The 24181-nt window shown below is 66.8% G+C and carries 23 protein-coding genes and 2 tRNA genes; 14 read left to right on the forward strand and 11 right to left on the reverse strand.

The features are described from left to right. The first annotated feature begins 297 nt into the window (after positions 1-297). From AN216_RS22210 to trxA, 3 genes are all read left to right on the forward strand, one after another. Positions 298-504, forward strand: a complete 207-nt coding sequence (locus AN216_RS22210; RefSeq protein ID WP_070198480.1) for a hypothetical protein — start codon at positions 298-300, stop codon at positions 502-504. A gap of 118 nt (positions 505-622) precedes the next feature. Beyond that, positions 623-1624, forward strand: coding sequence for a thioredoxin-disulfide reductase (gene trxB, locus AN216_RS22215; RefSeq protein ID WP_070198481.1), 1002 nt, complete (start codon positions 623-625; stop codon positions 1622-1624). Positions 1625-1629: 5 nt separating this feature from the next. Further along, on the forward strand, positions 1630-2013 hold the full coding sequence (trxA, locus tag AN216_RS22220) for a thioredoxin (RefSeq protein ID WP_338059279.1): 384 nt from the start codon (positions 1630-1632) through the stop codon (positions 2011-2013). A gap of 112 nt (positions 2014-2125) precedes the next feature. Here the strand turns inward: trxA and AN216_RS27470 are convergent, their stop codons facing one another. The 9 genes from AN216_RS27470 to rpmH form a co-directional block, all read right to left on the reverse strand. Continuing rightward, positions 2126-2743, reverse strand: a complete 618-nt coding sequence (locus AN216_RS27470) for a GNAT family N-acetyltransferase (protein ID WP_079166849.1) — start codon at positions 2741-2743, stop codon at positions 2126-2128. Between the two features lie 63 nt (positions 2744-2806). Beyond that, positions 2807-3985, reverse strand: a complete 1179-nt coding sequence (locus tag AN216_RS22225; RefSeq protein WP_079166850.1) for a ParB/RepB/Spo0J family partition protein — start codon at positions 3983-3985, stop codon at positions 2807-2809. Further along, on the reverse strand, positions 3985-5067 hold the full coding sequence (locus AN216_RS22230; protein WP_079166851.1) for a ParA family protein: 1083 nt from the start codon (positions 5065-5067) through the stop codon (positions 3985-3987). Before AN216_RS22230 ends, AN216_RS22225 begins: the two co-directional genes overlap by 1 nt. Positions 5068-5353: 286 nt before the next feature. Further along, a complete protein-coding gene (gene rsmG, locus AN216_RS22235; RefSeq protein WP_070198484.1) occupies positions 5354-6097 on the reverse strand; it encodes a 16S rRNA (guanine(527)-N(7))-methyltransferase RsmG in 744 nt (247 codons plus the stop codon). Next, complete coding sequence (locus tag AN216_RS22240) at positions 6094-6594, reverse strand: Jag family protein (RefSeq protein WP_070198485.1); 501 nt, start codon at positions 6592-6594, stop codon at positions 6094-6096. The genes rsmG and AN216_RS22240 overlap by 4 nt, the downstream gene beginning before the upstream one ends. Positions 6595-6606: 12 nt before the next feature. Beyond that, positions 6607-7755, reverse strand: coding sequence for a membrane protein insertase YidC (yidC, locus tag AN216_RS22245; RefSeq protein ID WP_070198486.1), 1149 nt, complete (start codon positions 7753-7755; stop codon positions 6607-6609). A 3-nt stretch (positions 7756-7758) separates the two neighbouring features. Continuing rightward, entirely contained in the window at positions 7759-8046 is a 288-nt protein-coding gene (yidD, locus tag AN216_RS27475; RefSeq protein ID WP_079166852.1) for a membrane protein insertion efficiency factor YidD, read from the reverse strand. Then, the gene (rnpA, locus tag AN216_RS22250) at positions 8043-8408 is read right to left on the reverse strand and encodes a ribonuclease P protein component (RefSeq protein ID WP_070198487.1); all 366 of its coding nucleotides are present in this window, start codon (positions 8406-8408) and stop codon (positions 8043-8045) included. The genes yidD and rnpA overlap by 4 nt, the downstream gene beginning before the upstream one ends. A gap of 22 nt (positions 8409-8430) precedes the next feature. After that, positions 8431-8568, reverse strand: coding sequence for a 50S ribosomal protein L34 (rpmH, locus tag AN216_RS27480; RefSeq protein ID WP_079166853.1), 138 nt, complete (start codon positions 8566-8568; stop codon positions 8431-8433). 378 nt (positions 8569-8946) lie between these two features. On the opposite strand from rpmH, the gene dnaA reads away from it, so the two are divergent. From dnaA to AN216_RS29815, 10 genes are all read left to right on the forward strand, one after another. Then, a complete protein-coding gene (dnaA, locus tag AN216_RS22255) occupies positions 8947-10977 on the forward strand; it encodes a chromosomal replication initiator protein DnaA (RefSeq protein ID WP_070198488.1) in 2031 nt (676 codons plus the stop codon). Between the two features lie 933 nt (positions 10978-11910). Next, complete coding sequence (gene dnaN / locus AN216_RS22260; protein WP_070198489.1) at positions 11911-13041, forward strand: DNA polymerase III subunit beta; 1131 nt, start codon at positions 11911-11913, stop codon at positions 13039-13041. 59 nt (positions 13042-13100) lie between these two features. Continuing rightward, positions 13101-14057, forward strand: coding sequence for a phosphogluconate dehydrogenase (NAD(+)-dependent, decarboxylating) (gene gnd / locus AN216_RS22265; protein ID WP_275522451.1), 957 nt, complete (start codon positions 13101-13103; stop codon positions 14055-14057). Positions 14058-14089: 32 nt separating this feature from the next. Further along, a complete protein-coding gene (recF, locus tag AN216_RS22270; protein ID WP_070198491.1) occupies positions 14090-15277 on the forward strand; it encodes a DNA replication/repair protein RecF in 1188 nt (395 codons plus the stop codon). 17 nt (positions 15278-15294) lie between these two features. After that, complete coding sequence (locus AN216_RS22275) at positions 15295-15873, forward strand: DciA family protein (RefSeq protein ID WP_070198548.1); 579 nt, start codon at positions 15295-15297, stop codon at positions 15871-15873. 394 nt (positions 15874-16267) lie between these two features. Continuing rightward, positions 16268-18373, forward strand: a complete 2106-nt coding sequence (gyrB, locus tag AN216_RS22280) for a DNA topoisomerase (ATP-hydrolyzing) subunit B (protein ID WP_070198492.1) — start codon at positions 16268-16270, stop codon at positions 18371-18373. A gap of 51 nt (positions 18374-18424) precedes the next feature. Next, positions 18425-21064, forward strand: coding sequence for a DNA gyrase subunit A (gene gyrA, locus AN216_RS22285; RefSeq protein ID WP_070198493.1), 2640 nt, complete (start codon positions 18425-18427; stop codon positions 21062-21064). 3 nt (positions 21065-21067) lie between these two features. Beyond that, positions 21068-21751 (forward strand): DUF3566 domain-containing protein, encoded by a 684-nt coding sequence (locus AN216_RS22290; protein WP_170843191.1) that lies wholly within the window; start codon positions 21068-21070, stop codon positions 21749-21751. A gap of 107 nt (positions 21752-21858) precedes the next feature. After that, positions 21859-21935 (forward strand) — tRNA-Ile (locus tag AN216_RS22295). A 166-nt stretch (positions 21936-22101) separates the two neighbouring features. Next, complete coding sequence (locus tag AN216_RS29815; protein WP_212732741.1) at positions 22102-22236, forward strand: DLW-39 family protein; 135 nt, start codon at positions 22102-22104, stop codon at positions 22234-22236. A gap of 192 nt (positions 22237-22428) precedes the next feature. On the opposite strand, the gene AN216_RS22300 is transcribed toward AN216_RS29815, so the two are convergent. Continuing rightward, on the reverse strand, positions 22429-22980 hold the full coding sequence (locus tag AN216_RS22300) for a helix-turn-helix domain-containing protein (RefSeq protein ID WP_070198495.1): 552 nt from the start codon (positions 22978-22980) through the stop codon (positions 22429-22431). A gap of 131 nt (positions 22981-23111) precedes the next feature. On the opposite strand from AN216_RS22300, the gene AN216_RS22305 reads away from it, so the two are divergent. Beyond that, positions 23112-23184, forward strand: a tRNA-Ala gene (locus tag AN216_RS22305). Positions 23185-23273: 89 nt separating this feature from the next. Here AN216_RS22305 and AN216_RS22310 read toward each other — a convergent pair. Next, a complete protein-coding gene (locus AN216_RS22310; RefSeq protein ID WP_070198496.1) occupies positions 23274-24173 on the reverse strand; it encodes an ATP-dependent DNA ligase in 900 nt (299 codons plus the stop codon). Between the last annotated feature and the right edge of the window lie 8 nt (positions 24174-24181).

A 24181-nucleotide genomic window follows, 5' to 3' on the forward strand; every position in this document is an offset into this window, starting at 1 on the left:
AGGCGAATGACGCTCTTCGCGACCGCGGGAGCAGTAGGGGCGCTCGGCCTGGGCAGTCTCCTGGTGTCAGGACTTTCCGAATCATCCGCGAACAGGACCACTGAGGCGGGGGACTCCTCAGCGGAAGGCCCCCGCCACCAGTCACAGGATCGAGCGCTCGGCGAGCGGGTCCACGAACTTCTGTCGGAGCGGCGCGGAAGAGCTGAAGACACGCAATCGCCCGGCGCCCAGCCACAGCGCAGCGCGACCGAGGACGCCCCGCTCCAGGGCGACTCTGCGACCGCGCTACCCAGCTGCGTGACCGAAGGTATCGGTCGGGACGAGGAGCCGCTCGCCGCCGACCCGAACTCCCCGTACAAGGGCCGCAACGCCTATCTCGTCGTCCTACCGCATCCTGGGAACGCTGACGCCGTGGACGCCTACCTGGTCGATCCGCGGTGTTCCACGGGTGCGGCACAGGGTCCCGCGGAAGTGTTCACGAAACACACGTACCCGCGAGGCTGAACCGGCCTCGCGTGCGTCGACACCACCTGGGAATGTCTGCGCTTGGGCATCCGTTGGAGTAGGTGAAATCCTGCGCCACGGAGATCCACACATACAGCCGACAGACAAGGAAGTTCCTGTGAGCGACGTCCGCAACGTGATCATTATCGGCTCAGGTCCCGCAGGCTACACAGCTGCGCTCTACACCGCGCGCGCGTCGCTGCAGCCACTGGTCTTCGAGGGCTCCGTCACCGCTGGCGGCGCGCTCATGAACACCACGGATGTGGAGAACTATCCGGGCTATCGAGACGGCATCCTCGGTCCTGAACTCATGGACCAGATGCGTGCCCAAGCTGAGCGCTTCGGTGCGGAACTCGTCCCTGACGATGTCGCCGCCGTGGATCTTTCCGGTGAGATCAAGACCGTCACCGACTCAGCCGGGACAGTGCACCGCGCCCGGACGGTGATCGTCTCGACGGGCTCTCAGCACCGCACTCTGGGGCTGCCGCGTGAGGAGGAGCTTTCGGGCCGCGGCGTGTCCTACTGTGCCACGTGCGATGGGTTCTTCTTCCGTGACCAGGACATCGCCGTGGTCGGAGGTGGTGACACGGCTATGGAGGAAGCTACGTTCCTCTCTCGCTTCGCGAAGTCGGTCACCGTCGTTCATCGCCGTGACGCCCTGCGCGCGTCCAAGGCCATGCAGGAGCGTGCCTTCGCTGACCCCAAGATCCGTTTCGCCTGGGACAGCGAAGTAGCCGAGATCCATGAGGAGAACGGCAAGCTCTCGGGACTGACCCTGCGAAACACCACTCACACCGAAGAGACGACGGAGCTTCCGGTAACCGGGCTCTTCGTCGCGATCGGCCATGATCCGCGCACGGAACTCTTTGAGGGTGTTCTTGAGTTCGACGAGGAGGGCTACCTCAAGGTCGACTCGCCTTCCACACGCACGAAGATCCCCGGTGTCTTCGCCGCAGGGGACGTGGTGGACCACACGTACAGGCAAGCCGTTACCGCTGCTGGCACGGGTTGCGCCGCAGCCCTGGACGCCGAACGTTTCCTCTCAGCGCAGGCGGACGAATCCTCTTCGGAAACCAAGCTCGAGCAGACCCCCGCACCAGCCGATGCCGCAGCGGTCTGAGTCCAATCCTCCAACCGTCACAACCACACCACAGCAGAACCACGCAGAGGAGAATGACTATGGCTGGCGCCACCGTGACCGCAACTGACGCGACGTTCGACGAGGTCGTGCTCAAGAGTGACAAGCCCGTTCTCGTCGACTTCTGGGCGGAGTGGTGCGGTCCGTGCCGTCAGATCGCCCCGTCCCTTGAGGCAATCGCTAGCGAACACAGCGAGAAGCTGACCGTAGTGAAGCTGAACATCGACGAGAACCCAGCCGTTGCCGCCAAGTACGGCATCATGTCGATCCCCACCATGAACGTCTACCAGGGCGGTGAAGTGGTCAAGACGATCGTCGGCGCCAAGCCCAAGGCGGCCATCGAGCGCGATCTCTCCGACTACATCGCCTGACCACGCAGAGATTCACAACGGGGCCCGTGACGCACGGGCCCCGTTTCACGTGAAACACCACGTGCCCCGAGGCTCTCTACAGCGCTGCCGGGCGCCTCCGCGGGCCGTCACCCTACAACGGACGTAGTATCGGGTCCTTCTGCACCGCTCCAATCAGTTGCCCCCAGGCCCGTTCCACATCCTCTCTCCATGAGAGTGTCGAGCGCAGATCCAAGCGCAGCCGAGGGAGAGCGCGGTGTGAACGTACCGTCTTGAAACCCACCGCAAGCAAGTAGTCAGCAGGTAGGACACAGTTGGGCTCGCTCCAACGGAGATCCCCAAACGCCTCCACCGCTCTGAAGCCTCGGCGCATCACATCCTTCGCGACCGTCTGGATGATCACTCGGCCCAACCCCTGGGACTGGTAGTGCGGCAGCACCAAGGCTGTGATCAACTGAACCGCGTCCAGAGATACGGGACTGGTGGGAAAGCTCCTTGACCGCGGTACGTACGCCGGTGGCGCGTAGAGGACAAAGCCAACCGCCGTATTGTCCACATAGAGCACCCGACCACAAGACCCCCACTCCAGAAGCACCGTCGAGATCCAGGCTTCCTTCTCTGTGGCTGAGTATCCGTTTCCGGCAACTGGCTCACCACCTACCGGACCGAGCTCCCAGAAGGCGCAGCGACGGCAAGGATCAGGAAGATCCGGAAGGTTGTCCAAGGTAAGCGGAACGAGCTGGCGCCCCATGGCTACATCGTATCCATGGGGCGCCAGCTCGTTCCGCAATCGGAGCACGCCGAGATGAGAGCCCTACCGATGGTCGTCCTCTTCCGTCGTCTGACCGCCCTCTGACTGCGCACTCGTCCCAGCCTGCAACTGTTCGAAGACGCCGTCTTCTCCCGGCGCGAGTTCTCCCAGAATTCTGTCCAGGTCCTCCATGGAAGCAAACTCGACGACGATCTTCCCCTTCTTCTGCCCCAAGTCCACCTTCACGCGCGTTTCAAAGCGATCTGACAAGCGACCAGCCAACTGATCCAGAGCTGGAGACACGCGCTTGCCAGCTCTGGGACTTTTCGCCTTCGGGGCCGCCTTGGGGTCTGAGTTGAGAAGGGTGACCAGTTCCTCCACCGCGCGGACCGAAAGACCTTCGGCCACGATTCGATGAGCGAGCCGATCCTGTTCGCCACCGTCCTCCACTGACAAGAGCGCCCGAGCATGTCCGGCCGAGAGCACACCCGAGGCCACCCGCCGCTGCACGGAGGGAGACAGACGAAGGAGACGCAGGGTGTTGGACACTTGCGGGCGAGACCGACCGATCCGGTCAGCCAATTGGTCGTGCGTGCAGTCGAAGTCCTTCAACAGCTGGTCGTACGCAGCCGCCTCTTCCAAAGGATTCAGCTGCGCGCGATGCAGGTTCTCCAACAGCGCGTCCAGCAGCAGCTTCTCGTCCTCGGTGGCGCGCACGATCGCGGGGATGGCCTCCAAGCCCGCCTCGCGACAAGCCCGCCACCGCCGCTCACCCATGATGAGTTCGTAGCGATCAGAGGACAACTGGCGAACCACCACTGGCTGCAGCAGTCCAACCTCGCTGATGGAGGTGACCAACTCGGCCAATGCGTCCTCGTCGAACACCTCACGTGGCTGCCGTGGGTTCGGCGTAATCGCATCCAGCGGTAGCTCTGCGAAGTGAGCCCCTGGCGTCTCGGCCGCATGTTCTTCCGTCATGCTTTCCTGCGACACGGTCGAACCATCCAACGCCGGCTCGCCGGACGCCGTTTCATGTGAAACGGTCGACACCGATCCGCTGTCCGGCAGACCAGCCACCTTGGCCGCGGCCACTCCTCGCTCCGGAGAAAGCACAGGCACAGCAGACGGTGAAGTAACGCCCCCCTCCTGCAAGGTGGGGCCTTCCGAATCATCGGTAGGTTTCGGAGCCGCAGGGATCAGGGCCCCGAGGCCCCGACCCAACCCCCTACGTCGATCGCTCACTACATACCCTCCGCCATACTCTGCTGCTCCTGCTGAGCAAATGGGTCACGCAAAGCGATCTCCCGGGCTGCCTCCAGATACGACAGCGAACCGCTGGAGCCCGGATCGTACGTCAGCACTGTCTGGCCGTAACTCGGCGCTTCGGAGATACGCACCGACCTCGGGATGTTCGTCCGGAGCACCTCGTTGCCGAAGTGGCTCCGCACTTCCTCAGCCACCTGCGAGGCCAACCTGGTACGCCCGTCGTACATCGTCAGAAGGATCGTCGAGATGTGCAGGTCCCGGTTGAGATGACCACGCACCAGATCAACGTTTCGAAGGAGTTGGCCCAAGCCCTCCAGGGCGTAGTACTCACACTGGATCGGGATGAGCACCTCGGCACCCGCCACCAACGCGTTGACCGTCAACAGGCCGAGAGACGGGGGGCAGTCGACCAGGATGTAGTCCAGTGGCTGATCGTATGCCTCCAGCGCACGCTGCAGCCGGCTTTCCCGTGCCACGAGGGATACCAACTCGATCTCCGCGCCAGCGAGGTCAATGGTGGCCGGGGCGCAGAACAGACCCTCCACGTCCGGAACCGGCTGCACGACCTCGGACAGCGGCTTGTTCTCCACCAACACGTCGTAGATCGACGGCACTTCGGAATGATGATCAATTCCCAATGCGGTGGAGGCGTTACCCTGCGGATCGAGGTCAACCACAAGGACCCTGGCACCATGCAGCGCCAGCGAGGCCGCGAGGTTGACCGTCGTCGTGGTCTTCCCCACGCCGCCCTTCTGGTTGGCCACCACCATCACACGCGTCTGCTCCGGCCGGAGCAGCCCTTCGCCCGCCTGATGCATGGCCTCCACCACCTGCTGGGCCGCACGGCCCACTGGCGGTACAGCTCCGCCAGATGCAGAAGGGACAGCTTCATCAGTACTCGGACTGACATCCATCGGGGGCGGCGTCTCACGTGCAGCATCCGTGGACTCAGCGCGGGGACCGGGGACCGGGTCGGCCATCGGTCCCGCGAAGTTGGCGTCGGACCGCAAGGGTTCACTCTCCTCAGCAGGACCTTGTTGAGACTCAAAGCCTGCCATGCTTCCGGGGTCATGAACCAGCGAGCCCCGATTACCTGTGGATGAATCAGACGCGGTACGTGCTTCGACATGGCCACGATCGCGTGGATTGGCAGCCGCACGCCCGCGGCTGATGATTCCGTGCAGCAGAGAGCGTCGTTTCACGTGAAACACCATGCAGCCGCACCAGTAGACGGAGTAGGCGACACTCCGCTGCGGAAGCGCACGGCGCTGCTATGGAGTAATCACGCGAACGCCGTGTATGCCCTCGTCCGCCCACGAAGCCTTTCACACATGATCTTTAAGCTCAGGCCCTGCGCGACTTCCTCGCTCGCTGCCGTTGAGCCTTCGCGGCCTTCGCCCGCTTGGCCGCGAACCGGACTCCACCCGGGCTCTCTCCGACTTCCGCTCTCACTACCGTGGCCAGTGGATCGACGACTCCCGAGCCAACCTGCACCACCGATGTCTCCACAACACCCAGCTTCTGCAGGGCCGCCCGAGCGCCCTTCAGCTCTTCTTCGGCCGTATCGCCCTTGATCGCCAACATCTCGCCGTACGGCCGCAACAACGGCACTCCCCAGCCGGCCAGCCGGTCCAGCGGCGCAACCGCGCGAGCGGTCACCACCTGCACCGGCGACAACGAGCCCAGAACCTCCTCTGCCCGGCCTCGGACCACATCCACCTGGTCGAGGCCAAGCAGCTCCACCGTCTCCTGCAAGAAGGTCGTTCGTCGCAGCAGCGGCTCCAGCAACGTGATCCTGAGATCAGGCCGAACCAGTGCGAGGGGAATCCCAGGCAGGCCAGCGCCGGAACCCACGTCGCACACGGTTACCTCGTCAGGTACGACCTCCGCCAGCACGGCGCAGTTCAGCAGGTGCCGCTCCCACAGACGTGGCACCTCACGCGGCCCGATGAGACCCCTGCGCACCCCGACGTCCGCCAACAACTCGCCATACCGCACAGCTGTCGGAAGCGCGTCACCAAAGAACTCCCGTGCCGCCTCCGGAGGCGCTGGGAGACTCTGCTCCCGCTCCGGGAGTGGTCCACTCATGGCAGCACAACCACACAGCGCTGCGGCTCCTCGCCCTCGGACTCGCTGCGCAGTCCGGCCTCCGCAACGGCGTCGTGCACCACTTTGCGTTCGAACGGCGTCATCACCCGCAACTTCACTGCCTCACCGGAGCCCTTGGCCTCCTCAGCCGCCTTCGCACCCAGCTCGGCCAGCTCCTGACGCTTGCGCGCCCGAAAACCGCCCACGTCCAGCATCAGTCGGCTCCGCTCGCCCGTCTCACGGTGCACCGCGAGACGAGTGAGCTCCTGAAGGGCCTCCAGGACCTCGCCATCCCGCCCCACCAACTTCTGCAGCGCACGCCCCGAATCGTCACCGATGATCGACACGGCGGCACGATCAGCCTCGACATCCATGTCGATATCGCCGTCCAGATCGGCGATGTCGAGAAGCCCCTCAAGATAGTCAGCCGCGACCTCACCCTCCTGTTCCAGACGGGACAAGGTGTCGGCGCCCTCCGTGGCAGTCGTCTCCGTCACTGATGGACTCCTTTATTTCTTCGACTTCGCGGACTGCGGCTTCTTCTTGCCCTGCTGTCCCTGCGGCTTCTTCTGCTGTGCGCCGGACTTCCCACCAGACCCCGACTTCTTTCCGGTGCCGGACTGCTTCGCCCCCGTCTTCGCTTGGCCGGAGCCCCCCTTCTGGCCCTGGCCCGCCTTCTGGGTCTGGCCCGCAGGGCGCTTCGTGGCCGGAGCCTCCCGGTCCTCCACGCCCGTCTGCCGCTGCGCCTTGGTCTGCCGCTTCGGCTGCGTACGGTTCGCGCGAGCCTCCTCGGCCAGCTGCTTGGCTTCGACCTCGGCCGGCTCCTCCTTCAGCTTGCCCTTGGCACGCAGTTTCTCCTGACGCTGTGTGTACGCGACACTGCCGGGCGTCGGGTTGCGCTTGATGATGAACATCTGCTGGCCGAGCGTCCACACGTTGGTGGTCAGCCAGTACACGAGCACACCGACCGGGAAGTTGATGCCGAAGACGGCGAACATGACGGGGAAGACGTACATCAGCATCTTCTGCTGCTGCATGAACGGCGTCTTCACGGTGAGGTCGACGTTCTTCGTCATCAGCTGGCGCTGGGTGTAGAACTGCGACGCCGACATCATCACGATCATGATGACCGTGACCACACGTACATCCGTGAGCGTCGCTTGCAGGGCGTTGACCTTCTCCTCGCTGTCGAGGAACTTCGCCGCGATCGGCGCGCCGAAGATGTGCGCGTTACGGGCGCTGTCCACCTGCTCAGCGTCGAGTACGCCCACCGGGTTGTCGCCGGCGATCTTGTTCAGCACCTGGTAGAGCGCGAGGAAGAACGGAGACTGAGCCAGAATCGGCAGACAACTGGAGAGCGGATTGGTGCCCGTCTCCTTGTACAGCTTCATCATCTCTTCGGACTGACGCTGCTTGTCGCTCTTGTAACGCTCCTGGATCGCCTTCATCTTGGGCTGGAGCGCCTGCATGTTCCGCGTCGACTTGATCTGCTTCACGAAGAGCGGAATCAGGCAGATCCGGATCAGCACCACCAGTGAAACGATGGACAGACCCCAGGCCCAGCCACTGTCCTTGTCGAACACAAGGCTGTACAGCGCGTGGAACTGGACGATGATCCAGGAAACAACGGTATAGAGAGGACCGAGGATCGTGTCCACGAATCAGACTCCTTGGGCGTGGGACTGTGCCCGGTGCTCCCACCGGCTGCGAAGCCGCTGATGCCACACCGGGCGCTTCCGGGCAGGGACGTGATCAACTCCACCGGGCGACCACGGATTGCAGCGCAGGATGCGCCAGGCGGTGAGCGCCGTGCCCTTGACCGCACCATGGCGATCGATAGCGCCATACCCGTAATGGGAACAGGACGGGTAATACCGGCAGACCGGCCCAAGCATCGGACTGATGGTCCACTGGTAAAGCTTGATCAACCAGAGCAACGGATATTTCACGGTGCCCTCCCCAGCAACCGCTGCAACGCGGTGTCCAGGTCTCGGGCCAATGGGTCGTGACCCGCCTCACCCGCACCGGGCAGCGCCCGTACGACCACCAGGCTACCCGGCGGAAGTGAACCAAGCCGGTCACGTATGAGCTGACGCAGTCGACGCTTGACGAGGTTGCGTACGACCGCTCCCCCGACGGCCTTGCTCACGACAAAACCCGCACGCGCGGGAGGACCGAATCCCCCCGCGGCGTACGGGTCCGCGCGCTTGACCATGTGCACGACGAGTAGCGGGCGTCCCGCTCTGCGTCCTCGCCGTACGGCTGTCGCGAAGTCCTCGCGCCGCCTCAGCCGGTTCTCGGTGGGCAGCACGTCATGGACCTGGTCTGAACGCTCAAGCCGACAGGCGCGAGCGGCCCTTCGAGCGACGGTTCGCGATGATCGCCCGGCCCGCACGGGTACGCATGCGCAGCCGGAATCCATGCGTCTTCGCACGGCGGCGGTTGTTCGGCTGGAAAGTGCGCTTGCTCACTCGGGGCTCCAGAAAGCTTGAGTCTCAACGAGACGGACTGGGGCGTCGACTGGCTGTCACCGTGCGCCCACGAGTAGCTCGTAACGCTCGAGTGTGCACCGCTTCAACTTTGCCCATCGGAGGCAGGCGGCAGCAGCCATCGACAACTCGACCTCGATACGGTACGTGCGCTCCCAGCACCGGGTCAAACACAGGTGGCTGAGGATACCCCTCCGCCAGTCGTGCACAGCCTGTGGACAACGACTTGAACCCTGCTGGTCGGCCTGACTACCGTGACTCAACTCCCGTTCCTTCCCGAGCGTCCCGAGAATCACACATTCGCGGGATCTCGTGTCCTTCCAGAAGCGGAACCCGCCCAGCGAGTGAGAGAGCGTGCCCGTGGCTGACCTACCTGCCGACCTCGCTGCGGTGTGGCCACGTGTCCGCGACCAACTCCTGGCCGACGGACAGATCGTCGAGGCCAAGGACCAACGGTGGCTCAACGACTGTCAGCCTCTCGTCCTGGTGTCCGGGACGGCGCTGCTTGGCGTACCGAACGAGTACGCCAAGGGCGTTCTCGAAGGACGGCTCGCACCGCTGATCAGCGAAGCGCTCAGTCGCGAGTGCCAACAGTCGGTACGCCTGGCCGTGACCGTGACCGGCCCTACCGCTCCGGGGGACGAGGCGATCAGCGCTCCCTCGGACACGCGTCCCGCGCCCGAGGGCCAACCGCCCACGGGCGGTCAGCCACCACCTCCGTACGACGGACGACCGCACGACGGAGCACCGCACGACCGCGCACACGACGGACCACCGCGGGACGGCCACGACGCCCCGGAGCTGCCGAGCCCCCGCGCGGCCTATCCCGATCACCCGCAGTCCCCACGGCCGCAACCGTCCCCGGAGCACCCCGGCGCGTGGCCACCACCGGCGCACGGGCAGCCGTACTCGCCCCCCCAGCAGTACCCACACCAGCACGCCCAACAGCCAGCACCGCCGTCCTACGAGACACAGCCCCCGCAGCAGTACGAGCAGCACCCGTCGTACGACCCCCCGCACCCCGCCACGTCCCAACCGTACGAACAGCAGCCGTACGAACAGCAGCATCCGCGGCCACCACAGCAGCGTTCGTACGCGCCCTATGACGCCTACGCCCCGCAGCCCGCCCAGCACCAACAAACCCAGCACCAAGCCACACAGCACCAAGCCGCGCCGCAGCACCCCGGCGGTGCCGGGGTCGCCCCCGGCACCGCGCCCGGAGGCGCGCATCCGCCACAGCCCCGCCAGGGCGAACCTCCCGCGCGGCGTTACGACGACCCCAGCCGGCTGCCCGCCCCCTCTGGTGCCCCGGGACCGCTCGCGGCGCAACCCGCGCCAGCGACGGGGCCCGGCGAACCCACCGCCCGGCTCAACCCGAAGTACCTCTTCGACACCTTCGTGATCGGCGCCTCCAACCGCTTCGCGCACGCTGCCGCGGTCGCGGTCGCCGAAGCGCCGGCCAAGGCGTACAACCCGCTCTTCATCTACGGGGAGTCGGGGCTCGGCAAGACACACCTGCTGCACGCGATCGGGCACTACGCCCGCAGCCTCTACCCGGGCACCCGGGTCCGCTACGTCAGTTCCGAGGAGTTCACCAACGAGTTCATCAACTCGATCCGCGACGGAAAGGCGGACGCCTTCCGCAAGCGCTACCGCGACATGGACATCCTGCTCGTCGACGACATCCAGTTCCTGGCCAGCAAGGAATCCACCCAGGAGGAGTTCTTCCACACCTTCAACACGCTGCACAACGCCAACAAGCAGATCGTGTTGTCCTCCGACCGTCCGCCCAAGCAGTTGATGACTCTTGAGGACCGGCTCCGGAACCGTTTCGAGTGGGGTCTGATCACGGATGTCCAGCCGCCCGAGCTGGAGACGCGCATCGCGATCCTGCGGAAGAAGGCCGTGCAGGAACAACTCAACGCGCCTCCGGAAGTGCTTGAGTTCATCGCCTCGCGGATCTCCCGGAACATCCGCGAACTCGAGGGCGCGCTCATCCGGGTCACCGCCTTCGCCAGTCTCAACCGGCAGCCCGTCGACCTCGGGCTCACCGAGATCGTGCTCAAGGACCTCATCCCAGGCGGCGAGGAGGCGGCGCCGGAGCTCACCGCCGCCGACATCATGGCGGCCACAGCGGACTACTTCGGGCTCTCCATCGACGATCTGTGCGGCTCGTCCCGCAGCCGGGTCCTGGTGACCGCCCGGCAGATCGCGATGTACCTGTGTCGTGAGCTGACCGATCTCTCGCTACCCAAGATCGGCGCGCAGTTCGGCGGTCGCGACCACACCACCGTCATGCACGCGGACCGCAAGATCCGTGCGCTCATGGCGGAGCGGCGGTCCATCTACAACCAGGTCACGGAGCTGACCAACCGCATCAAGAACGGCTGAAACCGCTTCAGCGTCGCACCGCCCGACCCGCCGGCCCGCCAGCCCGTCACGTCGTCCCGTCACGTCGGCCGTACGCACGGTGCGACGGGACGGCATACGCGCGCCAGTGCGTTCGGTCGCACTCTCCGAGCGGCACGGCCTGTCACTCGCCGTCCATCACGGGCGCTGCGGCGCCCACGTCGCGCCGCAGCGCCCCCGGGCCAGCATCCAACCTGCTGCTCGCTGTTCGATTCACGCTGCCAGGAGACCAACACTCCACAGGAATGGCGTACTTCCCACGTCCACACCCTGAGGAGAACTGAGTTATCCCAACAGCCTCCACAGACAGCCCTCGCACGAAACCATAAAGCCAGGTCAGAGGCCTGGGGATTTGTGGGCGCGAGGACTCCACAAGCTGTGGACACGGGAGTCGCCAACAGGGCGCGGATGATGTTGTCCACCGCCCGCCCACAGCCCCTCGGAAGTTGTCCCCAGCTTCTCCACATGGTTGTCCACTGTTCGGCAACGCAACGCGCCCGCTCACTGGACCGAGTGAATCAGCTCACACCGGGCCCTCCGTTTCCCTGTTGAGAAGTCGGCGAAACCTGTGGGCTTGGCTGTGGGAAAGTCAGCCGTCGCTGTGCACGGCCTGTGTACGCCGCCGTGCGATCCACAGCCACCCTGACTTGTCCACCACCGGGCCCACAGCCCGCGGTGGAAAAAACTGCCGCTCTGAGCAGGGAAAACGGAGTTATCCCCGGTTTCCACAAGCCCTACTACTACGACCACCTAGAGAGAGCCCGGGAATCCTCTTGAAGTGGGTGCTGTGCACAACTTGGGACGGCCAGGACCCCTCCCCGAGGCGATGACTTGACTCTCCGGGCCCCGACTGTCTGCGGCGTACGTCAGACTGGACCCCGGCAAGACGCCAGCGACAGCAGGAGGCGGCTGAAGGTGAAGATCCGGGTAGAACGCGACGTACTCGCGGAGGCGGTGGCGTGGACTGCCAAGAGCCTCCCCGCCCGACCGCCCGTGCCCGTCCTGGCGGGACTGCTGCTCAAGGCCGAGGACGGCACACTGAGCCTGTCCGGCTTCGACTACGAGGTCTCGTCCCGGGTCTCGGTCGAGGCCGAGGTCGAGGAGGAGGACACGGTCCTGGTCTCGGGGCGGCTGCTCGCTGACATCTGCCGTTCGCTGCCGAACCGACCCGTCGAGATCTCCACAGAGGGTGTACGGGTGACGGTGGTCTGCGGTTCCTCCAGGTTCACCCTGCACACGCTGCCTGTGGAGGAGTACCCGGCCCTGCCCGAGATGCCGACGGCGACCGGCACCGTGCCGGGCGAGGTGTTCGCCGCGGCCGTTTCCCAGGTCGCCATCGCGGCCGGCCGGGACGACACGCTTCCGGTGTTGACCGGAGTGCGTATCGAGATCGAGGGCGACACCGTCACCCTGGCCTCCACTGACCGCTACCGTTTCGCCGTCCGCGAGTTCCTGTGGAAACCGGAGGCGCCGGACACCTCCGCCGTCGCCCTGGTGCCGGCAAAGACGCTCCTGGACACCGCCAAGTCCCTGAGCGGCGGGGAGAGCGTGTCCCTGGCCCTGTCCGGCTCGGGCACCGGAGAGGGACTGATCGGATTCGAGGGTGCGGGGCGGCGTACGACCACCCGTCTTCTGGAAGGCGACCTGCCCAAGTACCGCACGCTCTTCCCGACCGAGTTCAACTCGGTCGCGGTGATCGAGACGGCCCCCTTCGTCGAGGCGGTCAAGCGTGTGGCACTGGTCGCCGAGCGCAACACTCCGGTGCGGCTCAGCTTCGAGCAGGGCGTACTCACCCTGGAGGCCGGCTCGAGCGATGACGCACAGGCTGTGGAGCGGGTGGACGCCGACCTGGAGGGCGAGGACGTCTCCATCGCGTTCAACCCCGGCTTCCTGCTGGAAGGCCTCAGCGCGATCGACTCCGCGGTCGCGCAACTCTCCTTCACCAGCTCCACCAAGCCGGCGTTGCTGGGCGGCAAGCCGGCCAAGGACGTGGAGGTGGACACCGCGTACAAGTACCTCATCATGCCGGTGCGACTGAGCGGCTGAGCCCACAGATGTGCAGGCGGCGGCAGGCGTAGGCTCGCTTGGTCGGGACATCCCGTCCCGTGTCGACGCCGGCTGTTCAGCGCACCGCCGGCGAGCACGCAGCAGGCGAGCAACAGGGAAAGAGGCGTTCACAGATGGAGCTCGGTCTCGTCGGCCTGGGCAAGATGGGCGGCAACATGCGCGAGCGGATTCGCCGCGCGGACCACACCGTCGTCGGATACGACCGCGATCCCGAACTCGCCGATGTCCACAGTCTCGCGGAGCTTGTGCAGACCTTGCCGGCGCCCCGCGTCGTGTGGGTGATGGTCCCCGCTGGCGCCGCCACGCAGGCGACCGTGGACGAGCTGGGCGAACTGCTGTCGCCGGGTGACGTCGTCGTGGACGGCGGCAACTCCCGCTGGAGCGACGACGAGAAGCACGCCGAGGAGCTGGCCGCGAAGGGCGTCGGTTTCGTCGACTGCGGGGTGTCCGGCGGCGTCTGGGGGCTTCGCAACGGCTACGCCCTGATGTACGGAGGCGCCGCGGAGCACGTCGCGGTGGTACAGCCGATCTTCGACGCGCTGAAACCGGAGGGCCCGTACGGCGCGGTGCACGCGGGCAAGGTGGGTGCCGGGCACTTCGCGAAGATGGTGCACAACGGCATCGAGTACGCCATGATGCAGTCGTTCGCCGAGGGCTGGGAGCTGTTGGAGGCCGCCGAGTCGGTCACCGACGTGCGCGAGATCTTCCGTTCCTGGCAAGAGGGCACCGTCATCCGGTCCTGGCTGCTCGATCTGGCGGTGAACGCGCTGGACGACGACGAGCATCTCGACGAGCTGCGCGGGTACGCCGCCGATTCCGGAGAGGGACGCTGGACGGTCGAGGCCGCCATCGACAACGCCGTGCCGCTACCCGCCATCACAGCCTCGCTGTTCGCGCGCTTCTCCTCCCGGCAGGAGGACTCGCCGCAGATGAAGATGATCGCCGCGCTGCGCCATCAGTTCGGCGGCCACGCGGTGGAGAACGCTCAGCGGTAAGCCACGCGGTCCAGGGAGGTCAGCGCAAGTTCGTGCATGTCAGGCATCTTTCGCTCGCCGACTTCCGCTCGTACGCCCGGGCGGAGGTCGCGCTCGAGCCTGGTGTGACGGTGTTCGTAGGTCCGAACGGGCAGGGCAAGACGAACCTCGTCGAGGCCGTCGGCTATCTCGCGACGCTGGGTAGCCACCGGGTCTCCTCGGACGCTCCGCTGGTGCGGATGGGCGCGGAGCGCGCGGTCGTACGAGCCGTGGTGCGCCAGGACCACCGGGAACAGCTGGTGGAGTTGGAGCTGAACCCCGGCCAGGCGAACCGTGCGCGGATCAACCGTTCCGCCCAGGTGCGACCGCGGGACGCCTTGGGGATTCTGCGGTCGGTGCTGTTCGCGCCGGAGGACCTGAGTCTGGTGAAGGGCGATCCTGGCGAGCGCAGACGCTTCCTGGACGAGCTGGTGACCGCGCGTGCACCGCGGATGGCGGGTGTGCGCGCGGACTACGACCGGGTCCTGAAGCAACGGAACTCGCTGCTACGGACGGCGGCGATGGCGCGTCGGCAGGGCGGCGCGCGGCGGCGTACGGCGACGAGCGGGCCGGACGCCGCGGGCGCTGGGGGGAGTGCGGGCTCGCAGCCGGAGCTGGCCACGCTGGACGTGTGGGACCAGCATCTCGCGCGTGCCGGTGCGGAACTGCTGGCACAGCGCCTGTCACTGGTCACCGCCTTGCAGCCGGTGGTGGACAAGGCGTACGAGCAGTTGGCGCCGGGAGGTGGTCCGGTGCTGTTGGAGTATCGCTCTCCGGTCGCCGGGGGCTCGTCGGCGCAGCTGTACGAGCAGTTGCTGGCCGCCCTGACGGAGGCGCGGGGGCAGGAGGTCGAGCGCGGGGTGACCCTGGTGGGCCCGCATCGGGACGATCTGCTGCTGAAGTTGGGGCAGTTGCCGGCGAAGGGCTACGCGAGTCACGGGGAGTCCTGGTCGCTGGCCCTGGCGCTGCGGCTGGCGGCGTACGAGGTACTGAAGGGGGAGGGCCCCGAGCCGGTGCTGGTGCTGGATGACGTGTTCGCCGAGCTGGACGTGCGACGCCGGGCCCGGCTGGCGGAGCTGGTGGCGGAGGGGGAACAGGTGCTGGTGACGGCCGCGGTGGAGGAGGACGTCCCGGAGGTCCTGTCGGGTGCGCGTTATCGGGTGGCGGACGGCACGCTGTTGGGGGTGCCGGGTGATGACTGATGGGTGAGCGTACGGACATGGGTGTCGGCGGGTCGGGCGGCGGGCCGGAGGGAGGCGAGCCGGCCGACCCGCCGCCGGCATCACCCGAGACGGCTCCGGAACCGTCCGGTGTGGATCTGGCACGGGTGGCGTTGCGGGCGGCGAAGGCGCAGGCGCGGGAACGTGGCGCGGCGGCCACGGAGCGGAAGCAGGCGCGCCGGGGCGGCTTGCGTTCCGGGGCGGGCCGGGATGGTCGCGATCCGCTTCCGTTGGGGACGGCGGTGCGGCGCTTGGTCACGGAGCGGGGGTGGGAGGCTCCGGCCGCGGTGGGCGGCGTGATGGGGCGGTGGCCGGAGGTGGTGGGGCCGGAGGTCGCGCAGCACTGTGCGCCGCAGCACTACGACGAGCGGGAGCGCAGTCTGTTGGTGCGCTGTGATTCGAGCGCGTGGGCCACGCAGTTGAGGCTGTTGGCGCCCCGGTTGGTGGCGCGACTGAACGAGGTGGTGGGGCAGGGCACGGTGAAGCTGATCAAGGTGCGGGGTCCGGAGGCTCCGCATCGGTCGGCGGGTCCGTTGCGTGCTCCGGGCAGTAGTGGGCCGGGCGATACGTACGGCTGACCAGCTGGCTGGCTCACCGGCTGGCTGCTGACCTGGGGGTTTCGTGTGACGGGGGTGGAGCTGGTCGGGGATGGCCGGCTTCCGGGCGTAGCGGGGCGTAACTGGAGAAACAGGCGTAAGTCAGCAAAAAGCACGTAAGGGTGAGGGAACACACACAGGTGCGGACCGTTGACGAGCGGAAGCGCTGAGTGGCGCTGTGAAGCTCTTGGGCCCCCGGCCCGCATATGGGGAGTCGACAGCGGCCACCCCAGGACGGCAGATGCGGACTCAGGTGCCGCCAAAGCCCCATTCATGGCCGAGCCACGGGTATACTGGATCCAACCCGCCCCGTTGCGGAACATGTCGAACGACGCAGCCACTCCAGGATGTCCGCGGGATGTCCCGGGGAGGGCATGTGCTGTGCCAGAAAGGGCGCTTCGTGGCCGATTCCGGCAACTCAAACCAGAGCAATACGTCCGATAGCGGTCCCGAGGGCGCCGTGGTGGAGGAAGGCCACGGCGAAGCCGCGCTGTCGCCGTCGTCCGTCGAGCAGGGCAACGGCCCGGTGCCGGAGGCACCACCCTCGTACGACGCCAGCGACATCACCGTCCTCGAGGGTCTGGACGCGGTTCGTAAGCGCCCTGGGATGTACATCGGCTCGACGGGGGAACGCGGGCTGCACCACCTGGTGAGCGAGGTGGTGGACAACTCGGTCGACGAGGCGCTCGCCGGTCATGCCGACACCATCGACGTCACGCTGCTCGGCGACGGCGGAGTGCGCGTGGTGGACAACGGACGTGGGATTCCGGTGGACATCGTCGCCTCGGAACAGAAGCCCGCGGTCGAGGTCGTGATGACGGTGCTGCACGCGGGCGGCAAGTTCGGCGGGGGCGGCTACGCGGTCTCCGGCGGCCTGCACGGCGTGGGCGTGTCGGTGGTGAACGCGCTGTCGCAGAAGGTGGCGGTGGAGGTCAAGCGGGGTGGTTACCGCTGGACACAGGACTACAAGCTGGGTGCGCCCACGGCGCCGCTGAAGCGGAACGAGGCGACGGACGAGTCCGGCACGACGGTGACCTTCTGGGCCGACGGGGACGTCTTCGAGACGACGGACTACTCGTTCGAGACACTGGCCCGCCGGTTCCAGGAGATGGCCTTCCTGAACAAGGGCCTGACCATCTCGCTCACGGACGAGCGCGCGGAGCACGTCGACGAGGACGGCAACCAGAACTCGGTCCGCTATCACTACGAGGGCGGCATCTCGGACTTCGTCCGGCACCTCAACTCCCGCAAGGGCGAGCTGGTCCATCCCACGGTGATCGACTTCGAGGCCGAGGACACCGAGCGGATGCTCTCCCTCGAGATCGCGATGCAGTGGAACAACCAGTACAGCGAGGGTGTGTACTCCTTCGCGAACACGATCCACACCCACGAGGGCGGGACCCACGAGGAGGGGTTCCGGGCCGCGATGACGGGCCTGATCAACCGTTACGCCCGCGAGCGCAAGCTGCTGCGCGAGAAGGACGACAACCTCACCGGTGAGGACATCCGGGAGGGCCTGACGGCGATCATCTCGGTGAAGCTGGGCGAGCCGCAGTTCGAGGGCCAGACGAAGACGAAGCTGGGGAACACCGAGGCGAAGACCTTCGTCCAGCGGATCGTGCACGAGTACTTCTCGGACTGGCTGGACAGCCATCCCAACGAGGCCGCGGACATCATCCGTAAGGGCATCCAGGCCGCCACGGCGCGGGTGGCCGCTCGTAAGGCACGGGACCTGACCCGTCGGAAGGGCCTGCTGGAGACGGCCTCGCTGCCCGGGAAGCTCTCCGACTGCCAGTCCAACGACCCGGCGAAGTGCGAGATCTTCATCGTCGAGGGCGACTCGGCGGGCGGTTCGGCGAAGTCCGGCCGGAACCCGCAGTACCAGGCGATCCTCCCGATCCGCGGCAAGATCCTCAACGTCGAGAAGGCCCGCGTCGACCGGGTGTTGCAGAACGCCGAAGTGCAGGCGCTGATCTCGGCGTTCGGCACGGGCATCCATGAGGACTTCGACATCGAGAAGCTCCGCTATCACAAGATCATCCTGATGGCGGACGCCGACGTCGACGGCCAGCACATCAACACGCTGCTGTTGACCCTGCTCTTCCGGTTCATGCGTCCGCTGGTGGAGGCGGGTCACGTGTTCCTCTCCCAGCCGCCGCTGTACAAGATCAAGTGGAGCCGAGACGAGTACCAGTACGCGTACTCCGAGCGGGAACGCGAGAGCCTCGTCCGGCTCGGCCGGGAGCAGGGCAAGCGCATCAAGGACGACGCGATCCAACGCTTCAAGGGCCTGGGCGAGATGAACGCCGAGGAACTCCGCGTCACCACCATGGACCAGGACCACCGGGTGCTGCGCCAGGTGACGCTGGACGACGCGGCAGCCGCCGACGACCTGTTCTCGATTCTGATGGGGGAGGACGTGGACGCGCGGCGCTCGTTCATTCAGCGCAACGCCAAGGACGTCCGCTTCCTCGACATCTGAGTCGGCCCGCCCGCAGCACAGACGCAGCACAGACAAGGACTTTGACCAGCGATGGCCGACGACAACAGCCCTGACAGCCCCCTCGAGTCCGCTCCCGGGGACCTCAGTCCGCTCGCCGCGCAGGCCGGTCTCCGAGTGGAGCCGGTCAGCCTCGAGACGGAGATGCAGCGCTCGTATCTCGACTACGCGATGAGCGTGATCGTCTCGCGCGCGCTGCCCGACATCCGGGACGGTCTGAAGCCCGTGCACCGCCGGGTGTTGTACGCGATGTACGACGGCGGGTATCGGCCGGAGAAGGGCTACTACAAGTGTGCCCGGGTCGTCGGCGACGTGATGGGTACCTATCACCCACACGGTGACACCTCCATCTACGACGCCCTGGTACGCCTCGCGCAGACCTGGTCGATGCGTATGCCACTGGTGGACTCGAACGGCAACTTCGGTTCGCCAGGCAACGACCCGGCCGCGGCGATGCGGTACACCGAGTGCCGGATGGCGCCGCTGGCCATGGAGATGCTGCGGGAGATCGACGAGGAGACGGTCGACCTCCAGGACAACTACGACGGCCGGAACCTCGAGCCGACCGTGCTGCCCTCACGGATCCCCAACCTGTTGATCAACGGTTCGGCGGGCATCGCGGTGGGGATGGCCACCAACATCCCGCCGCACAACCTCCGCGAGGTGGCCGCCGGCGCCAAGTGGCACCTGGACCACCCGGAGGCCAGCAACGAGGAACTGCTCGAGGCGCTGATCGAGCGGATCAAGGGGCCGGACTTTCCCTCCGGTGCGTTGGTGGTCGGCCGGCACGGCATCGAAGAGGCGTATCGCACCGGGCGCGGTTCGATCACGATGCGCTCGGTCGTGGAGGTCGAGGAGATCCAGGGGCGGCAGTGCCTGGTCGTCACGGAGCTGCCGTACCAGGTCAACCCGGACAACCTCGCCCTGAAGATCGCCGATCTGGTGAAGGAGGGACGGGTCGGCGGCATCGCGGACGTACGCGACGAGAGCTCCTCGCTCACCGGACGGCGGCTGGTGATCGTCCTCAAGCGGGACGCGGTCGCGAAGGTGGTGCTGAACAACCTCTACAAGCACACCGACCTACAGACCAACTTCGGCGCGAACATGCTGGCCCTGGTCGAGGGCGTGCCACGCACCCTCTCGCTGGACGCGTTCATCCGGCACTGGGTGAAGCACCAGATCGACGTGATCGTACGCCGCACCCAGTACCGCCTGCGCAAGGCCGAGGAGCGCGCGCACATCCTGCGTGGACTGCTGAAGGCGCTGGACGCGATCGACGAGGTCATCGCCCTGATCCGGCGCAGCCAGACCGTCGAGGAGGCCCGCGAGGGTCTGATGGGGCTGCTGCGGATCGACGAGATCCAGGCGAACGCCATCCTCGAGATGCAGCTGCGCCGGCTGGCCGCGCTGGAGCGGCAGAAGATCACCGCCGAGCACGACGAGCTTCAGGGGAAGATCGACGAGTACAACGCCATCCTCGCTTCGCCGGAGCGGCAGCGGGAGATCGTGGGCGAGGAGTTGACCGCGATCGTCGAGAAGTACGGCGACGACCGGCGCTCCAAACTGGTGCCCTTCGAAGGCGACATGTCCGTCGAGGACCTGATCGCGGAGGAGGACATCGTCGTCACCATCACCCGTGGCGGCTATGTGAAGCGCACCAAGACGGTCGACTACCGGGCCCAGAAGCGCGGCGGGAAGGGGGTGCGGGGCACGAAGCTGAAGGAGGACGACATCGTCGACCACTTCTTCGTCTCCACCACCCATCACTGGCTGCTGTTCTTCACCAACAAGGGTCGGGTCTACCGGGCCAAGGCGTACGAACTGCCGGACGCCGGACGGGAGGCCAGGGGCCAGCACGTCGCCAACCTGCTGGCCTTCCAGCCGGATGAGCAGATCGCCGAGATCCTCGCCATCCGGGACTACGAGGCGGTGCCGTACCTGGTGCTCGCCACCAAGTCCGGTCTGGTCAAGAAGACGCCGCTGAAGGACTACGACTCGCCCCGCTCCGGTGGTGTCATCGCGATCAACCTGCGGGAGATGGAGGACGGTCGCGACGACGAGTTGATCGGGGCCGAACTGGTCTCCTCCGAGGACGATCTGCTGCTGGTCAGCAAGCATGCCCAGTCCATCCGCTTCACCGCGACGGATGACGCGTTGCGGCCCATGGGTCGGGCGACGTCCGGCGTCAAGGGGATGAGTTTCCGGGAAGGCGACGAACTCCTCTCGATGAACGTCGTCCGAGCGGGTACGTTCGTCTTCACCGCGACCGACGGCGGTTACGCGAAACGTACTCCGGTGGACGACTACCGCGTCCAGGGACGTGGCGGTCTGGGGATCAAGGCAGCCAAGATCGTGGAGGATCGCGGTGAGCTGGTCGGCGCCCTGGTGGTGGAGGAAACCGATGAAATCCTCGCCATCACGCTCAGCGGTGGAGTGATCCGGACGCGGGTCACGGGCGTTCGGGAGACGGGCCGTGACACGATGGGCGTCCAACTGATCAACCTGGGTAAGCGAGACGCCGTGGTCGGTGTGGCCCGCAATGCCGAGGCCGGTCGTGAAGCCGAGGAAGTCGAGGCCGTCGTGGACGCGGCCGGGGAAGCACCCGAGAGCGAACCGGGTGCGGAGCCGGAATCCGGGTCCGAGTCTTCGGCCACGTCGAGCGACGAGGAGTAAGGCGTGAGTGGTGCCCAGCCCCAGCCGCAGGCACAGCCGCAACCTGGGGTGCAGCAGCCGCAGCCCCAACCTCAGCCGCACACCCAGGCGCAGCCACACACCCAGGCGCAGCCACACGCACAGCAGGCTCAGGCCCAGCCGCAGCCCGGGATGCAGCAGCCCCAGCCGCAGGCCGCGTCGGCGGCTGCCGGTGGCCCGCCGCCACAGCAGCCTCCGCGGGCGTACGTCTCACCGCGGCAGCAGGCGGAGGCCGGTGAGGGGCAGGGAACGAGCGAGTCCCAGCGACGCTCCCGCACCGGGGCTCGTACGATCCCGCAGACTCGTCGGGCCCGGCTCCGGGTCGCGAAGGTCGACCCGTGGTCGGTGATGAAGGTCGGTTTCCTGCTGTCCATCGCGCTGGGGCTGTGCACGATCGTGGCGGTCGCGGTGCTGTGGATGGTGATGGACGGCATGGGTGTCTTCTCGACGCTCGGCGAGACCATCAGTGAGGCGACGTCCTCGGACGACGGCGGCGGATTCGACCTGCAGGCGTTCCTGTCGCTGCCCAGGGTGCTGCTGTTCACCGCGATCGTCGCGGTGATCGACGTGGTCCTGGCCACCGCGCTGGCCACGCTGGGCGCGTTCATCTACAACCTCTCGGCGGGCTTCGTGGGCGGTGTGGAGGTCACGCTGGCCGAGGACGAGTGAAGCACTTCCGGGATCCCCGCGGAGTCCCGCGGGGATCCCGCACCGGAGTCCGGGTAACCGATTTTGGGACGGGGACCGGAGTGCGCTAATCTTTCGGTGCAGCGCGCGGGGCTATAGCTCAGATGGTTAGAGCGCATCCCTGATAAGGATGAGGCCACAGGTTCAAGTCCTGTTAGCCCCACCAGTACGACCCCCGGCCGGTTGTTCGCCGGGGGTCGTCTCGTGGTCGCGCCAGGTGACTCCGTCCCGGCGCTCGACCGCCACTCGGGCCGATCGCTTTGTGTGTGCCGACCTTTGGGTATCATCGCTCTCCAGAAGGTCCCAACGTCTATGAATGACGAGGTAGCGCGGTGAAGAAGCTACTCCTGGTCGCACTGGCCGCCGTCGGCGGGCTCCTCGTGTACCGCCAGATCCAGGCGGATCGCGCCGAGCAGGATCTGTGGACGGAGGCGACCGACTCCGTGCCCGCAGGTTCGGGTGTGTGAGCCCCGCAGATTCCCGTAGGCCCCGATCGCGTCGCGCGGTCGGGGCCTCATCTTGGTTGTGTACGGCGCTCGTTCACCGGGGGAGTTCACCGGGTTGGCGAGGAGCGGGCGTTCCGGTGACCTGTCCGTGCGCCGGGACCGCCCGTACGTACGCGGCCGCACGGGCTTGAGGCGTCAGCGGTCCCACCCCCGTCAGTTCTGGTGCTCCTCGTAGTGCTTCACCGCGTCCGAGGTCCGTCCCGCGCCGTACACCCGTAGGAACTCCGCCAGTTCGGGATGTGTGCCCGCCAGGGTGGCGGAGGCGTCCAGGATCTCCGAGGCGTCGGAAACGGACCGCAGCAGCGCCTGGATCTCCCGCACGACCCGCTTCACGGGCGTCTGCGTGGTGCCTGCGGCGGTGTGCTGGGCTGTGTTGTTGAGCACACTTCCCGCGGCGGTCCTTCGAATCTCGTCCATACGCTGCGTAGCGTCTCCAGCACTCACCTCGCCCCGGGCGACGTCCGCGGCGAGGTCCTGCAACGCTTGCACCCGCTGCACCACCGCGGGGTTCCCGATCTTGGCTCGTTGTCCGCTCATCAGCTGGGAGAGCATGGGCGCGGAGAGCCCCAACACCGTGGCCAGACGGGCCTGGTTGAGCCCCAGGTCGTCTATCAGGCGGCGAAAGAGCGATCCGAGCGGCTCTCCGTACCACTGGCTCTGCAGTTCCTGCGCCTTGGCAGCGGCTTCCTGCTGTGCTGCGTCCATCACGTCTCTCCCCTGGACTCGCGGGTGTCGCTTCGCTGGCGCGAACTTGTCGTGCATCCTACGGAGGGTGATGGCGGCCCGGCGATACCCGGTCGGAAATCAGCCGACGGACCGGGTAGGCTAGGGCCAGCGGGGCCTTAGCTCAGTTGGTAGAGCGCCGTCTTTGCATGGCGGATGTCAGGAGTTCGACTCTCCTAGGCTCCACCCCGACGATGCCCGGGAGTTCTCGATCGCTCCCGGGCATCGTGCTGTTCGGACGGCGGGCGGGCCGGCCGTGATGCTCGCTCGCCTGGTCAGTCGTCCTCCCGTACGCGCACGAACCGCACCGGCCGGTGCGTCCCCGTGCTGGTCTCCCCCTCTGCCGGGAGCGGTGGATTCAACCGCCTGAACTCGCCGTGCTCCGGGTGGATTTCGGCCGGGCCGAGGTGTCCGGCCACAGCGTCGCCGACCTGCTTGCGTTGTACGGGCGACAGCTGCGGGGAACACATCACCCGCTGTCCGTCCGGTAGTTCCAGCTGTACCCAGCGCGGCCGGTCCGCCGGGCCGGCGACGGCGACAAGCTGGGCGTCCACCGTCTCGGAGTGCCGGAACTTCACCCAGCGTGCCTGGGGGTCGGACGGCCGATAGCGGGTGTTCAGCCCGCGGCACACCAGGCCCTCCACGCCCAGCGGAGCGAGCGTCGGTCCCCACCGCAGTGCCTCGGGACGGACGTTGGTCGCCTTCACGAGCTGAAGTGGCGGTCGTACACCGCGAAGTGTCCGGGTCAGCAACTCCCAGCGCTCGCTCAACGGCCGCTCCCGGACGTCCTCGCCCGGCCCCGCCAACTGGTCGAAGGCGACGTACGACAGCGCGGCCCCGTCCCGTTCCCGAGCCGCCCGGGAACGTAGCAGCTCGCGGAAGGCCAGCGCGCCGTTCCGCCAGGCGCACAACTCGCCGTCCAGCACCACACCGGCCGGCAGCTCCGCGATCGCTTCCGCGACCGCCGGGAAGTCCGCCGAGCGGTCCCGGCCCGAGCGGGACTGCAGTACCGCGCGGCCGGCGCCGAGCGCGAAGCCCACGATGCGCAGGCCGTCCAGCTTGACGGAGTACTGCACGCCACCCGGCAGTGCGTTGGTGGCCGGCACGGTACGAGCCGCTCGTGGGCGCATCACGTCCACCGGCGGCGGCACCGTGACGGCTTGGTCACCCACCATGCCGCCGC

This window comes from Streptomyces oceani (genome assembly GCF_001751245.1).
Taxonomy (GTDB): domain Bacteria; phylum Actinomycetota; class Actinomycetes; order Streptomycetales; family Streptomycetaceae; genus Streptomyces; species Streptomyces oceani.